Raw genomic sequence first — 15,347 nt, forward strand, 5'->3', positions numbered from 1 at the left:
AAGGGTCGCGTTATCATTACATTGCACCGGCAGACAGCTGCGGTTCAGGTTGCCGGCCAAGTGTGAAGCTAACAAGAAATTTAATACGCATAAACATCCATTCGAATGGCTGTAAAACTGAGCGTTTAGTTGCCGGTTTAGAAGCTGTTAGTTGACGCTTGGCAGCGCTGCAAGGGGCGTGCCTAGGCCTTGGGAATATAAGCCACGCTTTGATCATCACGGGTGTGTAGCCACTGCTCGCCACGGCTGGGCTGGGTGGTGACCACTTGGTGGTCGTATTCCAGGTAGCCAAGGGGGGGCGTCTCGCCATGGCGGTAATGCGCGACGATGATCGTGCGCTGCGGGTCCCAGTGCTTGCCGCTGGTGCGCTCCAGCCAGGCCATCAACGTCGCGGTGTTGCCACTGCGGGGGTAATGCTCGGTCTGCGCCACATAGTAGAAGGGGGCACCACCCGTTTGGAGGTACATTGGCACCTTGTTGTCCACCTCGACCATGACCAGCTGCCATTGCGCCAAGGGGGCCTGACGGCTCGCCTGTTCGCGTACCGCCTCACCGAAGCGGATCACGCCGCCGCCACCATTGCTCCACGGCACGAGGATACCCAGCACTGCCAGCAGCAACACGGCAGTCACCGCGAAACCGGCCTGCAGACGACGCCCGGTGTCTTCGCGCACGGCCATGCGCCGGGTAATCCACCAGGCACCGAGCAGCTGCGCGAACGGCACCAGCGGCAGCACATAGTAGCTGCGCCGGCTGCCGCTGGCGGTGAAGAACAGCATCAGCAGGCCAAGCCCTTGTACCAGCCAGCGGCTATTGGGCTCGATCCGCCGCCAGTGGCGCAGGGCAACCCACACGGCGATGATCCAGCAGGGTGCCCAGGGTAGGGTATAGATCGGCAGGTACACCAGGTAGGTGTAGATTGGCCCGAGGTTGTCGAATGGCTGGAAGAACCGCACCACATTCTCGCGCAGCACCAACCCCAGGCCGCTTTCGCCGTAATCAGGCGCGCCGTACAGGTGCGAGAGCAGAAACGGCAACATGTACAGCATGCCTGCCAGCAGCAGCGCAGCCAGCAGGCGCAGGTTCAGGTGGCGGCGCCAGCGGCCTTCGCCCAGCAGGTGCGGCAGCAACACCAGGCCAGGCAGGATGAAGCCGATCAAGCCCTTGAACAACGACGTCAGCGCCAGTAGCCCGAAGAACCCGACGTAGCGCCAGAAGCGGGTATCGTCCGGCCCGCGGCAATACCACCAGACCGCTGCCAGTACGCCGCACACGGTGAGGATGTCGGCAGTGGCCACCCGTGCCCAGAACACGAAGTAGAAGGTCGTGGCCAGCATCCAGCCGGCGACCAGGCCGGTGCCCTTGCGGAACAGGCGCTCGCCCAGCAGGTAGGTCAGCCAGACACTCAACCATGCCGCGACCACCGAGGACAGGCGCAGCGACCAAGGCCCCAGGCCACCGGTCAGCCAGGCGCTGGCTGTGATCAGCCAGTAGGACAGCAGGGGTTTGTCGTAATAGGCGCCGCCTTTCAGGTAGGGGTCAAAATAGTCTCCGCTTTGTAACATCTGCAGGGAAATGTTGGCCCAGCGGGTTTCTGCTCCCCATAACTCGCGACTGCCCAAGCCCAGCGTCAATAACAAGGCGGTGACGGCCAGCAGTAACAGCAAGGCGCGTTGCTCGGAAGTTCTGAAATTCATGACTGACTCTGCGGGTGGGCAAACTGTCGGCGAATCCTAGGCGGAGAAAAGTGCGGGAGGAGTGAAGGATTGGTGAAAAAGTTGGTGTTTGTGGTGCACAACCATATAACTACACTAAATGGTTATTTAGTGTAGTTATAAAAGAAGTGCATAACTATTAACAGAAGCGGCGGGCGATCCATACCGTCTGGCCGCCACACTCAGGGTCTTCGACGATATGGTCCAATACCACGAAGCCGTGTTCACCCAGTTGTGCGGTGTATTCCTCAGGATCCAGGCTCGCGTGATACAAGGTTTCGCCCTGGAAATTACCCAAAGCTTCACCCAGCGAGGTACCGCTGGTGAACATCAGAATGGCACCGGGTGCCGCATGACGCTGGAACACAGGGAACATTCTGCGCTGATCATCGGGCCTGAGATGGAAAAAGCTGTTCCAGGCGAGGATCCCGTCGAACTGGAGATCGAGCGACAGCCTACGCATGTCTGCATGAATCCATGAAGATCTTTCCAGTAATCGTACAGTCGCTCCAGGTAGTGAACAAACAGCGCCACCAAGGCTTACATGCCGGTTTTCCAAGCGACATTCCAGAGCAGAGGCTTATCTGGGAAGCGATTGATGAAGGGTAGCATATCGGCAACGAGGACCGACTTGCCTAGCACCATAGAGGCGATCAGCACCGATGCCGAAACAGGCAGTTCGACCCCCGAACCTTTGATCATGAGTGTGCGAATCAGCGCCACGATGTGCAGGATCACGAAGAAGAACAGGGTCGGGGGCAGCACCTTTAGGAATTCATGTTTGATCTTCAGCATTATGGGTTTCATTAAAGCCTCCTTCTGATATTCAAGCGTCTGGCAATGACCACCCGATTTTTTTCAAGCGCAGCATTCAGGTATTCAGGTCCGGGCGACACTGTGCGTTCCCATACGATTGTCAGAGTAGGCCATCTCTTACCGAATGCTGGCTGAACATCAAGCTAAGTCCCAGCCGGGTCAGTGCAATGGGAGTACCAGAGATAATTTCGGGCTTGACCACCCGCATTTGCTCTATTCACTGATCTACTTGCATGTCTTGGCTGGCGAGCCCGTCGGGACTGAAGATCCGCAGCTGCAAGCGGTCGAATACTACTCTCAGAAATGATGAACTGGCGAAGCCAATAAGCGCTGCTAGATTTAGCGCATACCAACGCGGCCAGGGAGCAATAGAGTGAGCATACGCGAGGATATTGCGGTGCTAACGGGGACGTGTCGCCGAGCAACTGACGGGACAGGCCGATTCTATTGGGTATGTGCTGCTGGGTTTACTGACAAGCGGGCATGTCCTGTTCGAGCGACTGGGGGGCTGGCCAAGACCTGACCGGTCGTGTCTCTGGCGATGCACCGGGTCGCGTAAATACGGCGTATGCAGTTCACCCCGGACCTCCCTTGGACTTTACCGGCTAAGAACAATAGAGCAGGCGGATGGCGCGAACCCATACTGCTGGTTCTTCGCGGGCGGGCAGTGGTTTCTTCCAGAGGAGTTGATCGCATCATGGCATCCCGACGCTCAGCTGTCCGCAAGCATACAGACGACAGCGTACCCAACCCGATTTTTCGCGCGCGCGAGGAGCGCGTCGCCGATGGCAAGCGCTTGCGCGACAAGGTGCCGCGCGAGAGCCATGGCAAATGGAAGCCTGCGCCCAAGCGCGACGTCATCGCCCTGCTGGAAAAGTCCAACCGCGACCGCCTGCAGGACCTGGTGCCGATCCGCTATGGGCGCATGCTGCGCAGCCCATTCACCTTCCTGCGTGGCTCGGCAGCGCTGATGGCCTACGACCTGGCCCAGATCCCGAACATCGGGGTAAACGTGCAGGCCTGCGGCGATTGCCACTTACTCAACTTTGGCCTGTTCGCCACCCCCGAGCGCAACCTCGTGTTCGACCTCAACGACTTCGACGAAACCCTGCCGGCGCCTTGGGAATGGGACATCAAGCGGCTGGTCGCCAGCTTTGCCGTGGCGGCCCGCGACAATGGCGCAGTCGACGCGCAAGCGCACAGAGCCGCGGTCGCCTGTGCCCGGGCTTACCGTGAACACCTGCGGCGTTTCTCGAAGATGAAGCCGCTGGAGGTCTGGTACTCGCGGCTGGACGCGCAGACGTTGATGGACACCGCGTCGGACGCCAAGGCCCGCAAGTTCCGCAAGCAACTGTTCGACCGCGCCCGCGAACGAGTAATGGAGAGCGTGTTTCCGAAGATCGCCGGGCAAGTGGGCGGTCAACCCCGCATCGTCGATCAGCCACCAGTCATCCAGCATGTCGATGAGCCGGACTTCATCGAGCGCGTGCGCAGTGGGCTGGAGGCCTATCGGGCGAGCCTGTCGGACGAGCGCCGGGTGCTGCTGGACCGCTATCGCCTTGTGGATGCCGCGCTCAAGGTGGTCGGTATCGGCAGTGTGGGCACGCGCTGCTATATAGGGCTGTTGTTCTCCGAGGAAAACCACCCGTTGATCCTGCAGTTCAAGGAATCCTGCCGCTCGGTGCTGGAACCCTATGCTGGCAAGAGCCAGTACGACAACCAGGGGCAGCGGGTGGTGATGGGCCAGCGGTTGATGCAGTCGTCCAGCGACATCTTCCTCGGCTGGGTCAGGGGCCCGGCCGGTTACGACTTCTTCGTCCGGCAATTGCGCGACATGAAGATGTCGGTGCCGCTGGAGCACATTAGCATCACGCAGCTGGAGCGCTATGCCGACTTCTGCGGCATGACCCTGGCGCGCGCCCACGCTAAGTCCGGCGATGCCGCGACCATCACCGGTTACCTGGGCAAGAGCGACGTGTTCGACCAGGCCCTCGGCGACTTTGCCCTGCTGTATGCCGACCAGACCGAGCGCGACCATGAGCGGTTGGTCAAGGCCGCACGCTCCGGTCGGGTGAAAGTGATCAACGAAGAGGAATGACGGTGCGATGACAGGCCTGCGCAAATGGCTATTGCTGGTCGTAATCCTGTTCGCGTGGGGGGCGATCGCCAGCGAACCACCGGGCAGTGCAACCGACGGTGTCCCCGGGGTGCCGGCCGACCTGCGGGTGGCCAACCGCACGATTATCACCTTGCAGGCGACCCTGCTCGGCGAAACCCCGGCGGGCAGGGTGCAGCGGGCAACGGCGGTAATCGATGAGGCACTGCAAGGCACCGATGAGCCGCAGGTGCGCATCGATCCGATCCTCAACAGCCAATTGGTCATCCTGAATGGCCGGCGCGCCTTTATCGTTGCGCCACAGGACCTGGGCGTGGACGGCGGTGATACCCGTGTGGCAGCCGAGCGCGCCGTGGCGAATCTGCAGTTGGTGATCGACGAGACCCGGCAGGCGCGCAGCCTGCGCTTTCTGCTGACGGCTACCGGCTTGTCGTTGCTGGCCACGCTGGTCTATCTGGTGCTGATCAAGGGCGCGAACTTCGCCCGCCTCAAGCTGCGGGCCTTGCTGCCTGCGTTGATGCGCAGCCGGGCGAGGGAGATCAAGGTCGGGCAGCTGTCGCTGTTCGACATGCAGTACGTGTACTTCTTCATCGACCGCCTGCTGCGCCTGCTGTACTGGGGAGTGGTGCTGCTGTTCAGCTACGAATGGCTGAGCTACGTGCTGTCGCGCTTCCCCTATACCCGGCCGTGGGGTGAAAGCCTCAACATCTACCTGATCGACATGCTCAAGTTGTTGATGAATGGCGTTATAAACGCCATCCCCGGGATTGCCGTGGCCGTGATGATCTTTTTCATTGCCCGTGGCGTCAGCGGGTTCAGCCGGCGCCTGCTCGAGCGCCTGTCACGGCCGGGCACGCTCAAATGGCTGACCGCGGAAACCCTGCATCCGACCACCCGGCTGACCTCGCTGGCCATCTGGCTGTTCGCGCTGGTCATGGCCTACCCGTACTTGCCGGGCGCTGGCACGGACGCATTCAAGGGCCTCTCGGTGTTGCTCGGCCTGATGATCTCGCTGGGCGCCTCCAGCGTGGTGGGGCAGGCGGCCGCCGGGCTGATCCTGACCTATTCGCACACCCTGAAGGCGGGCGAGTATGTGCGCGTGGGCGAGCACGAGGGCACGGTCACCGAGGTGGGCATGTTCAACACCACCATTCGCACGGGGCTTGGCGAAGTGCTGACACTGCCGAACTCGATGATCACCGGGTCGGTGACCAAGAACTACTCACGGGTCGGCCAAGGGAGCGGCTATGTTGTCGACACCGTGGTGACGATCGGCTACGACACGCCCTGGCGCCAGGTAGAGGCGATCCTGATCGAGGCGGCAGAGCGTACCGAGGGCATCCTGAGCACACCCAGGCCCCAGGTGTTCCAGACCGGGTTATCCGACTTCTACCCGGAATACCGCCTGGTCGCCCGGGCGACGCCGGAGCAGCCGAAACCGCGGGCGGAGCTGCTGAGCATGCTGCATGCGAACATCCAGGACGGGTTCAACGCCTACGGCATCCAGATCATGTCGCCGCACTACCAGGAAGACCCGTCCAAGGACAAATGGGTACCGCCGGAGAAATGGTATTCGGCCCCGGCCCGCCCGCCAGTGGACGGGCCGGACGACCGGACATCGACCTAGACCTACTGGGCATCGGAGTAAGGCCGCCTCCCGCTGATACCGCGACAGCAGCAGACGCCCTTCGGCGCGGATCAGTTCCAGCTCGCTACCCAATGCCGCGCTCCGCGACGATTGTGCGTAGTCGAGCAGGCTGCGGTCGATGCGCAGGCTCTCGTCGGCAAACTCGACCTCCTGGCGCGCCAGCTGGTAGCGCAGCAGGCCGACACGGACCTGGGTGAGGATGGCCATGGACAAGGCGCCATGGCTGGTGAAACGGCTTCTACCGCAGTGGGTGGCGGCATTGGTGGCGCCTTGGGCAGTGTCGTTGGCCAGGCAATGGGCGGCAGTACCGGTGCGGCCATCGGTGCCGGGGTCGGTGGCGCCACAGGTGGCGCGGTCAGCGCCAAGCATGGCAAGAAGACCGAGGCGGCCATAGGTGGCGGCCTCGGCGCGGCAGGCGGGCAGATCACCGGGCAAAGCCTGGGTGGCACCACCAGCGGGACCGTGGGAGCAGGCCTGGGTGGCGCTGCGGGTAGCGCAGTCGGCAATAACCTGGCGGGCAGTGACGACCAACATTCTTCAGGCAAGCACAAGCATCATCATTGATGGCTGCTCGTGACGCATCTTTTGTTTCAGTCGACGTTAATTTGCGTAATGAAGGGTTCGCCAAAGGCTATGCGGTGCTCCAATGGCGTCATGTCAAACCAGCGCTGATGAGCCCGGCAGAACGACGTAGGGCGTTTGTAGCCCAGTTCGCTTGATATCTGATTGATGTTCAAGCTGGTCTTACGCAGCATGTGTTCGGCCTGATTACGGCGAATGCCATCCAGAAACGCCTCGAACTCCACCCCGTCCTGGGCAAGATGCCGCTGCAGTGTTCTGGGGTGCAGTTTCAAAGATTCAGCCACCAGTTCCAGGGTCGCGCGATGCAGGGGCAGGAGCATCTGGATCTTGCGTTTGACTTGCGCGTGCAGATCATCTGAATGATCACTCTGGGCTTCAAGGAAGAAGCGCAGCATCGCATGCAGTTCGGTATCCTGACCCACGCTGGGCTCCAATAACACGCCTGGCAAAAAGATCAGGCTGTCTTGTTCCTGTTCAAACAACACAGGGCATTTAAAATAATTCTGATATCCCGCGGTTTCGCACAACGGCGAATGCCTGAAGGTAATGGCCTTGGGCCGAAACCCGGAGCCGCGAACTTCCGCAATGAGCAGCATGACTGCCAACATCGCGTGCTCGACGGTGATGGGGTTGTTCCTATCAGCGGGCATTAGGCTGTAAAGCAACAGCACTGTCTGACCGGGCCGGTTTTCCAGCCGGTAGTGGACGCTTGGCGAGCAACTGTAGATATATCGCATGATCGCCACCAGAGCATGCCCGACCGTGGGTGCAGAGGTGGCCAGGCAACGCAGCGCGCCCTTGAACAAGGCGCCCGGATGCAGACTTTGCTGCAAGCCATAACTGGGCAGCGCCAATTGTCTGGACTGGGCAGCCAAAGCGTTGAATAAGACCTTGTGTGAATACTCGCCACCAGTATCGAGCCCACCTAGCGAGAGGATGAGGTAATCGTTCGGCGCGCCAGCCTCAGGTGGCTGCGCGCTTTTGACCGTGGTTTGTGTTATGCCGTGGATACCTTCCATAGAATCTTTGGCCTCTCTCTTGTACCCGTGGAGCAAGGAATGGCCCACTACCACCTACTGGTATGTGAGCCATTACTGTCATTTTTTCAGCGACTGGAATGACTTGACCATGTCTCGTGCCCAACCATCCAGAACTGCTTTGGCGTCCTTCGCCTGCATGACTTGTGAGGAGTTTTCAAGGTCGGTACCCGCGCCCTTGCGCACCACCTCGGCGACGACCTGGTTTGAGTTGCCATCAATGAAGGCCGCTTCAGTTGCGACGCTGGTGTCCTGATCGCGGATGCCCGTGGCAGTACTGATGCCTGCAGCAATCAGCGCAATCGGGATTACTTCGTATGGGCGCAGCCCTTTGGTGGACGCACTGACAGCGGTAATGGCCGGGCGGACGATCAGCACATTCGGCCCTGGACTGGTGGCCAAGGGCAATACCTTGGAAAATTCGTTTTTCAATGCCTGATCGTAATACTGGGTAATACCCGTCAAGGTGTTCTGAGGGACCTTTTCAGTCGGTTGTGGTTTCGGATAGAACTGGCTCGGTTCGATGAAGACGCTGCTATAAGTGCTGGAATTGATGCCGGGTTTGATCCAGCGCATGACCGGTGCACCGCTTGGCGATTTTTCTTCCTTAAGGATGCTGTAGTCCTTCAGAAAACCTGAATACTGCTCAGGCTCCACATACTTGCTAGCGCAGCCACCGAGCAGCAAGGATGACAGGCATACGGTTGCGGCAATCGACTTGAGTTTCATACGTTCTCCCTCTCTGATAGCAAATCCTGTACATCGGTGTTCATTCAGAACCGCCAGGTCGCACCACCGCCGACAATATGCAAGGCACTGTTCTTGAAAGTGCCCGATAGCGTATTGCCTGAACGTGACTTGGTCTGATCGACGTCCATGTCACCCAGCCACACCAGGGTGTAGGCGAGGTGGAGGTCCAGGCCTTCCTCGACTTCATAGTTCACACCGGTAGCCAGGCGCCAGGTTTCGCCCATGGGGTTGTCCACGGTGCGGTCCTTGTCGTCGACGGCGGAACTGTCATAACCCACCCCGACGCTCCATCGCACTTGCCGGGTGGCTTGATACATCGCGCCCACCGATGCATGCCAAGTGTCCTTGTACTTGCGATCTACCGTGCGACTGACGCCGCCACCATTGGCATCGACATCAACCCCGACATCGCCGAAGTCGCTCCAGTCCTGCCAACCCAGGCTGCCGAGTAGCTTCCACTGTTCGTTCAGGTCGTGGGCAATGCTCGCGGTGACCGTTTGCGGCACGTTCAGGTCCAGTTCAAGCGAGTCGACATCGAGGCGATTGAGCCCTGCATTGATGAGGGGATTGGTGATGTTGCGAACATGTGGGCTGTCCTTGAACTCCAGCTTGACCTTGCTGGTGTAGGCAAGGCCGACCGCGGTGCGTGGGGAAAGCTGGTAGAGCAGGCCGAGGTTGACGCCGGTGCCCACGTCGGTGTCCTTGTATTCCAGCTGCCCGTCTGGGCGATCACGCAAGCCGAGCAGGTTATTGTTGATCGCCATCTCGGTGCGGTAATAGCCCAGCATGATGCGCGGCCCAATACCGAACGACAGGTCATCAGTGAACTTGTAAGCCAGCGTTGGCTGGAAGGACACGCCGATGATCGCCGCCTCTTGAGTGAAGTAGCGGCCTGCCCAGTCATCGTCATAGTCCAGGGCCAGTCCGAAGTTGCCGTACATGCCAAAGCCGATGGCCGAGCGGTCGTCGATCTGATGGCTGATGAACAGGCTGGCACCGGGCAGGTACTGCAGCGCGTTGCCGCCTTCGTTGCCATCGAACTGGTTGTTGGCATCCCGGGAAAACTTGATATCACCCAGGATGACCTGGGCGTTCGCGCTGATCTGCGTGCCTTTCAACTGGGTCAGGCCTGCGGGGTTGCTCATCAATACGCTGGGGTCTTTGGCCAGAGCCGCAGAACCTGCATTGGCCAGGCCGTTGCCTTCCTGGCCGGCTTCGTAGATGAAAATGCCGCCGGCTGAAACTTGAGCGCTGGCCAGTAGTAGCGAGCAAGCCGTTATTGGGAGTGACCAGCAATTGGCATAGCGCTGGTATTTTTTCATATCGAGGCTCTCCATTGAATGACCACATCACTCGCCTACGAGAAAAAGGGGCAGGGCACCGACACAGTCGATATCCTGCCCGACGCCTATTCGCGGCCAAGGGAGCATTCAGGGAGTTACGATTGGGAACCAGAAGTCGAAGGTGTCCATGTAGCTCATCAACTCTTCCAGTTTGCCTTCTGCGCCGTCGACCTTGATCGAGCCGGCACTGACCGCATCTTTGAGCGTGGTCTCCTTGAGCATCAGTTTGTTCAAGGTGTCACGGGTCAAGGTCAGCTTGGCATCGGCGTTCTTGGCCAGGAGGCCTTCGGTGTGGTTGAGCACACCGTTGACCATTTCCAGCGTGTACTGCTGCTTGAGGTCGGTGAAGTCAAGGTTGATAGTGATGTGCTTGTCAGCCACTTCCGGCCCTTTCAGACGCATGCCCAGATAGTCGAAGAACAAGTCCAGGTCCATCGCCTTGACAGTATCCGGGCTTGCCGTATCAGGCGTCGGAAGCTTCTGGACGCCTTCACGCAGCTCTTTGGCACCGGTCAGATAAAAGTTGCGCCATGGGCCGCTTTCAGCCTGGTAGCCGAGTTGCTCCAGCGCGTCGGCTTGCATGTTCTTCGCCGCCTGGTTGGATGGCTCGGCAAACACTACGTGGTTGACAACTTCGGCGACCCAGCGGAAATCACCCTTGTCGTAGTATTCCTTGGCCTTCTTCAGGATCGCCTCGGAGCCGCCCATCATGTCGACATAGCGTTTTGCCTGTTCTTCTGGCGGCAGCTCCCACAAGGTAGCGGGGTTGCCAATAAACCAGCCCAGGTAAAGCACATATGTAGCTTTGACGTTGTGGTTCAGCGATCCGTAATACCCACGGTTCGAGAATCGATCGGCGATGCCCTTGGGCAACTGCACCTGCTCGGCGATTTCGGTCATGGTGTAACCCTTGTTCGCCAGACGCAGGGTTTCATCGTTGATGTAGCGATACATGTCACGCTGCGACGACAGTTGATCGCGGACTTCCTTGTTGCCCCAGACCGGCCAGTGGTGCATGGCGTACATGACCTGAACGTCGTCACCCCACATCTTCAGGGCTTCGTTGAGGTATTTCGACCATGGCAGCGGCTCGCGGATCTTCGCGCCACGCAACGAATAGGTGTTGTGCATGGTGTGGGTGGAGTCTTCGGCAGTGTTCAGAGCCTTTTTCTCGCGGATGTAATAGAGCATCTCCGCCGGTGCTTCACTGCCAGGCGCGTACAGGAACTCATAGGTCAGGCCGTCGATCACGTGCTTCTCGCCGGTCTTCTCGATGATATCGGTCGGCGGGATCAAGGTGACAGTACCAGCCGAAGTGGTCGTACCGAGCCCTGCGCCCAGCTGGCCGGTTTCGCTTGGCGGAAGCAAGTTGCCGTACATGTAACTGGCACGGCGGCTCATGGCGGTACCGGCCATGACGTTCTCCGCGACAGCATGCTCGAGGAAGCCTTTCGGGGCGTAGATCTTCACCTTGCCGGCCTTGACGTCGGCTTCGTCAACCACACCGCGAACGCCACCGTAGTGATCGACATGGCTATGGGTATAAATGACTGCAACCACGGGCTTTTTCGGCCGGTGCTTGAAATATAGTTCCAGTGCAGCCTTGGCCGTTTCACTTGAAATCAACGGGTCAAAGATGGTGATCCCTTCTTTACCCTCGACGATGGTCATGTTCGACAGATCGTAGTTGCGAACCTGGTAAATACCGTCCGTGACTTCGAACAGGCCAGAGATGTTGATCAGTTGAGACTGCCGCCACAGACTGGGGTTAGTCGAGGCGGGCGCCTCTGTGCCTTCCTTGATGAAGCTATATTTGCTGGGGTCCCATATCATATTGCCATTAGCGCCTTTGATAGGCTCAGACGGCAAAGGTGCAATGAAGCCTTTGTGGGCGAGTTCAAACGAAGTTTTGTCGTTAAAAGGTAGCTCTTTGAGCAACGCATCATTTGCAGCCTTGGTTGCATCAGTCGCCGGTTTGGCCTGTTCCGCAGCCCAGGCGCTGGAACCGAAGGCCACCGCTGTCGCTAAAAGAAAAGAGGAACTTAACTTCCAGAGATCGACCGATTTGGAGTGATAAAGGCGTTTCGAAGCCTTTGCGGCTGTTTTCATAACAAGCTCCTTTTGATATTTGCGCCTTACCGGGTTACGGCAACTACCACCACTAGAGAACCTCTGAGCAGTCACGGTAGCCCATTTCCCTGAGCTGCGCGTAATGGCCGTTTATCTCATTTCGCGACAGGACAGAAACAAGTCAGATTTGCGCGCAGATCTGAAAGTCTATGTACTTTAGGCGACATTTTTTCTTACGCAACAAGGCATAGCTCTTGCTGAATTGATGTAGCTTTGCCGAAAAAGCTATCGATTAATTCTAACTAACTGATGTAAAAGCAATTATGATTGGTCCGCAGACAGCGAGTAATACGTTGGAAATGGCGTAACAGACTGTGAAACCGATCACAGGTGTATTGCTTCCTGACTGCTCGATGATCTTGTTCATCGAGGCCGTCTCCGTTTGCACTCCTGCCAGCGCACCGAACAGGATCAGCGGGTGCAAGCGCAGTATGTAACGCCCGAAATACAGGGTTACCAGAGGCGGAATAAGGGTCACCAACGCACCAGCAACCAGCCGGTCTAATCCTTGCTCCTTTACGGCGGTAAAGGCTGCGGGCCCCGCCAGGAGCCCGACCACTGCGCCAAATGCCGTTAATCCAAACTCTGAAAATGCCCATTGCGCGGCCGGGGGTATGCGGACACGCCCGAGCAGCACGCCAAGCGCTATTGCCAGGAAGACAGTGATTTCTGAGTGGTCACGCAATGCTTGTATTACGAATTCAATCATGAACAAAGTCTCCCATCACGCGCCTAGTCTCCTGGCGATAACTGAGAGTACGATGACGATTTGGCTCGCAATTAAAATCGCATCACTTTACCGAGGGAAGAGTAGGGTAATTGCGGCACGAAAGCCCCAACCGTGCGGACCATCCCGGGTGCTTTCCAACCAGTAGCGAGGCCCCGCCTGAATCGTCAACGGTTGTCCGCCAATGGTTAGCAGCTGTGTGACGGTAAGGTTGACGGGAATCGACCACTCGTTGGAACGCCAGTCATAAGTCGATTCGCTGTTGATGCCGAACGTCGTGAGATGAGCGTTGGTATAGGAGAAAAACGGCTGAATGAACGTTTGGTTGATTTTCTGTTTGTCATCCGGTGGGCTACCTTCCAACCCCCACAGATGATTGAACAGCAACCCACGCGTCCAGCCATTGGACTGCTTGAGGGCAACTGCCGTAGGGCCGAGCGCCCATTGTTCAGCACTGATCAGTTTGTCGCTGCCAGTAGGAAGCAGCAATGCAGGTCCGGCACCCCAAATCCATCCGTTTTCGGTTGGTGCTTTCGGAGAAAAAAACAGACTCTGGGTGACATCGCCAATACCAGACTTATCAGCGGAGCCCCCCGGTACCAAGCCATGCTGATCAATCACGGGCAATATGGTTCGTGAGATTACGTTCCACTCTTCGTTCAGGGTAAAAGGCAAAACCGGCTGGATATTCGTCAGGCTGCGCATACCTTCGCCACTCGGCCCGATTTTTTGATCCCAGTTGTACTGGATCGGTAGGCTGTACATAGCGGCTATGGGATTTTGCGCTTTCTTAGCCAGCTCCGCGGCATCGTCTGCTTGCGCCGCAACTGGCAACAAAAGCCCGCTCCACAAGAGGCATAAGACGAAATTCGATGGCCGATGCGGCTGCATAAGCATGATCCTTTGCAATGTTTGACAGCTTCGAAGTGAGGGATGGCGTATTCAATCGATCACGCTCAGACCGCCATCCCTACCCGCGATCAGTTCACTTTTTTGATGACGGGCGGCTTCCAGCTGCCATCAAGAATCGCTTGCTCACCCCAGTAGGCGCGGATATAGAGCGAGATCGATTCCTTGGGTGACGGTAGCCAGTTACTCTCTTTTCCTTTTCCGGGTGACGTCGGTCCAATGTGGATGGTCAGCGAGCCGTCTTCATTTCGCTTCAGGTCTTTGCTCTTGGTACCCACGGAGTAGCGATTGAGCTTGTTGGTGCTGAAGAGGTGGTGCTGGTTGTACAACGTCAGCGACCAGAACCCCTTCACCGGGGGCTCTTGCCCTTTGGCAAAGGTGACTTCATAGCTGTGGGCCCCGTTCAACTGCGCGCCCGCCTGATCCACGTCGGTGTAAAAATATTGGGTTTCATTAGGGCGATTGTCGAACATGTTCGACTTTGCGGTACCCGTGCGATTGAAGTAATCCAGGCCCCATTGCGCATTGTTGGTCGAACGGTTCCAGTTATTTCCGGCTGGCCGCCCGTTATGCTTCCAGAGGAAGAACGGAGCGATCAGCTCTGCGTCTGCGCGTTTGGCCTCTGCCACGAGCAGTTTTTTGACTTCCGGGTCCTTTGCGGCAGCGTCGAGCAATTGCCGGAACTGAGCGTACAGCGCTTCCTCACCCGGCAATGGCTGAACTGTATCCAAGACCCGGGGGAACTGATCAAAGAACTTTTCAGGCTCGACCCATTTGGTCTCCCCTTGGCTGGCACTGTCCGCCCCAGGTGCGGGGATATCTTTGGTTTGTTTCCAATCGATGGTCTTCATTTTCCCGTCGTAGTCCTTCAACGGGTAGAAGACCACCTGGTTGAGCTTTTCCTGTATGGCTGCGCGGTCGTCCGGCGTATCGTCCATGAAAATCCTGGGGATTGCGTTAGCCAAAGCGGTGGGGCTGCGCAAGACTGCCTCTACGCCTTCAGGTTTTTCACCTTTCCAATTCGGCCCGACCAGCAGATAGAACCCTGGTTTAGTCCCATAAGGTTTACCGACTTGGCCAAACTGGTCGGTACGCTGGTCATACAATGCGTAAACCCAGAAGCGATCTCCGAAATCAGGAACCTGGGCAATCACCGGTTCATCGTCCAGGGAGAAGAAGCCGAGCCCATACACGACGTCCTGGTTCGGGCAGGTGACGAATGTTTCAGCGGGCGTGATGTAATCGTGCAACATACCGACCTGCCCGCGTGGGGCAACGGGCAGGATGCCACCCAGAAGCCCCGGATGCGGAGCCTTGGTGATTCGATCGTTGCGATTGATCATGTTCACCATTGGCCAGCCCCACATGTAAGCGAGCCGTGCCACGGTTTTTACATATTCAGGATGCATCAGCACATCGCTGGCGGGCTGAGTAAGTGGCGGCGCCTCGTTCTGGGCCAATGCGTAGTTGACCGGCAGGCCGAGGGTCAGCGAGAGGACGGCGGCTGAAAGTACTTTCATCTCAAATCTCATGTTCAAGCATCCTTTGAGAACAGTGGATCAAGAGCGGCCTAA

At 58.1% G+C, this 15,347-nt stretch carries 12 protein-coding genes and 2 pseudogenes; 3 read left to right on the forward strand and 11 right to left on the reverse strand.

Translation table 11 applies throughout. The annotated features are described in order from the left end of the window. Positions 1-182: 182 nt before the first annotated feature. The 3 genes from HU738_RS11630 to HU738_RS11640 form a co-directional block, all read right to left on the reverse strand. Positions 183-1,697 carry an ArnT family glycosyltransferase gene (locus HU738_RS11630; RefSeq protein WP_186602396.1) on the reverse strand — a complete coding sequence of 505 codons (1,515 nt, stop codon included), beginning with the start codon at positions 1,695-1,697 and terminating at the stop codon, positions 183-185. 157 nt (positions 1,698-1,854) lie between these two features. Then, the gene (locus HU738_RS11635; protein ID WP_186602397.1) at positions 1,855-2,178 is read right to left on the reverse strand and encodes a class I SAM-dependent methyltransferase; all 324 of its coding nucleotides are present in this window, start codon (positions 2,176-2,178) and stop codon (positions 1,855-1,857) included. Positions 2,179-2,255: 77 nt separating this feature from the next. Then, positions 2,256-2,510, reverse strand: coding sequence for a hypothetical protein (locus HU738_RS11640; RefSeq protein ID WP_225923434.1), 255 nt, complete (start codon positions 2,508-2,510; stop codon positions 2,256-2,258). A gap of 718 nt (positions 2,511-3,228) precedes the next feature. On the opposite strand from HU738_RS11640, the gene HU738_RS11645 reads away from it, so the two are divergent. Further along, positions 3,229-4,629 carry a DUF2252 domain-containing protein gene (locus tag HU738_RS11645; RefSeq protein WP_186602399.1) on the forward strand — a complete coding sequence of 467 codons (1,401 nt, stop codon included), beginning with the start codon at positions 3,229-3,231 and terminating at the stop codon, positions 4,627-4,629. A 7-nt stretch (positions 4,630-4,636) separates the two neighbouring features. Further along, entirely contained in the window at positions 4,637-6,274 is a 1,638-nt protein-coding gene (locus tag HU738_RS11650) for a mechanosensitive ion channel family protein (RefSeq protein WP_186602400.1), read from the forward strand. Between the two features lie 5 nt (positions 6,275-6,279). Here the strand turns inward: HU738_RS11650 and HU738_RS25970 are convergent. After that, a pseudogene (locus HU738_RS25970) lies at positions 6,280-6,511 on the reverse strand (TolC family protein); the annotation flags it as partial. Between the two features lie 3 nt (positions 6,512-6,514). On the opposite strand from HU738_RS25970, the gene HU738_RS11655 reads away from it, so the two are divergent. Then, complete coding sequence (locus HU738_RS11655; RefSeq protein WP_186602402.1) at positions 6,515-6,859, forward strand: glycine zipper domain-containing protein; 345 nt, start codon at positions 6,515-6,517, stop codon at positions 6,857-6,859. A 26-nt stretch (positions 6,860-6,885) separates the two neighbouring features. Here the strand turns inward: HU738_RS11655 and HU738_RS11660 are convergent, their stop codons facing one another. From HU738_RS11660 to HU738_RS11690, 7 genes and pseudogenes are all read right to left on the reverse strand, one after another. Beyond that, positions 6,886-7,896 carry an AraC family transcriptional regulator gene (locus HU738_RS11660; protein WP_186602403.1) on the reverse strand — a complete coding sequence of 337 codons (1,011 nt, stop codon included), beginning with the start codon at positions 7,894-7,896 and terminating at the stop codon, positions 6,886-6,888. A gap of 78 nt (positions 7,897-7,974) precedes the next feature. Beyond that, positions 7,975-8,643, reverse strand: coding sequence for a DUF3313 domain-containing protein (locus HU738_RS11665; protein ID WP_186602404.1), 669 nt, complete (start codon positions 8,641-8,643; stop codon positions 7,975-7,977). A 44-nt stretch (positions 8,644-8,687) separates the two neighbouring features. After that, a complete protein-coding gene (locus HU738_RS11670; RefSeq protein ID WP_186602405.1) occupies positions 8,688-9,986 on the reverse strand; it encodes an OmpP1/FadL family transporter in 1,299 nt (432 codons plus the stop codon). A 108-nt stretch (positions 9,987-10,094) separates the two neighbouring features. Continuing rightward, complete coding sequence (locus HU738_RS11675) at positions 10,095-12,116, reverse strand: alkyl/aryl-sulfatase (RefSeq protein WP_186602406.1); 2,022 nt, start codon at positions 12,114-12,116, stop codon at positions 10,095-10,097. Positions 12,117-12,375: 259 nt separating this feature from the next. Beyond that, positions 12,376-12,804 (reverse strand): annotated as a pseudogene (locus HU738_RS11680) (aspartate-alanine antiporter-like transporter); the annotation flags it as partial. Positions 12,805-12,933: 129 nt separating this feature from the next. Then, entirely contained in the window at positions 12,934-13,755 is an 822-nt protein-coding gene (locus HU738_RS11685) for a transporter (RefSeq protein ID WP_186602407.1), read from the reverse strand. An 89-nt stretch (positions 13,756-13,844) separates the two neighbouring features. Beyond that, entirely contained in the window at positions 13,845-15,305 is a 1,461-nt protein-coding gene (locus tag HU738_RS11690) for a DUF1254 domain-containing protein (RefSeq protein ID WP_186602409.1), read from the reverse strand. Positions 15,306-15,347 lie beyond the last annotated feature (42 nt).

Origin of the sequence: Pseudomonas vlassakiae, assembly GCF_014269035.2 — a bacterium.
GTDB lineage: Bacteria > Pseudomonadota > Gammaproteobacteria > Pseudomonadales > Pseudomonadaceae > Aquipseudomonas > Aquipseudomonas vlassakiae.

What these genes read in the sequence shown, in the direction of transcription:
- HU738_RS11630 (WP_186602396.1), bottom strand. Translation starts at nt 1,697, where the DNA reads ATGAATTTCAGAACTTCCGAGCAACGCGCCTTGCTGTTACTGCTGGCC.
- HU738_RS11635 (WP_186602397.1), bottom strand. Translation starts at nt 2,178, where the DNA reads ATGCGTAGGCTGTCGCTCGATCTCCAGTTCGACGGGATCCTCGCCTGG.
- HU738_RS11640 (WP_225923434.1), bottom strand. Translation starts at nt 2,510, where the DNA reads ATGCTGAAGATCAAACATGAATTCCTAAAGGTGCTGCCCCCGACCCTG.
- HU738_RS11645 (WP_186602399.1), top strand. Translation starts at nt 3,229, where the DNA reads ATGGCATCCCGACGCTCAGCTGTCCGCAAGCATACAGACGACAGCGTA.
- HU738_RS11650 (WP_186602400.1), top strand. Translation starts at nt 4,637, where the DNA reads ATGACAGGCCTGCGCAAATGGCTATTGCTGGTCGTAATCCTGTTCGCG.
- HU738_RS11655 (WP_186602402.1), top strand. Translation starts at nt 6,515, where the DNA reads ATGGCTGGTGAAACGGCTTCTACCGCAGTGGGTGGCGGCATTGGTGGC.
- HU738_RS11660 (WP_186602403.1), bottom strand. Translation starts at nt 7,896, where the DNA reads ATGGAAGGTATCCACGGCATAACACAAACCACGGTCAAAAGCGCGCAG.
- HU738_RS11665 (WP_186602404.1), bottom strand. Translation starts at nt 8,643, where the DNA reads ATGAAACTCAAGTCGATTGCCGCAACCGTATGCCTGTCATCCTTGCTG.
- HU738_RS11670 (WP_186602405.1), bottom strand. Translation starts at nt 9,986, where the DNA reads ATGAAAAAATACCAGCGCTATGCCAATTGCTGGTCACTCCCAATAACG.
- HU738_RS11675 (WP_186602406.1), bottom strand. Translation starts at nt 12,116, where the DNA reads ATGAAAACAGCCGCAAAGGCTTCGAAACGCCTTTATCACTCCAAATCG.
- HU738_RS11685 (WP_186602407.1), bottom strand. Translation starts at nt 13,755, where the DNA reads ATGCAGCCGCATCGGCCATCGAATTTCGTCTTATGCCTCTTGTGGAGC.
- HU738_RS11690 (WP_186602409.1), bottom strand. Translation starts at nt 15,305, where the DNA reads ATGAGATTTGAGATGAAAGTACTTTCAGCCGCCGTCCTCTCGCTGACC.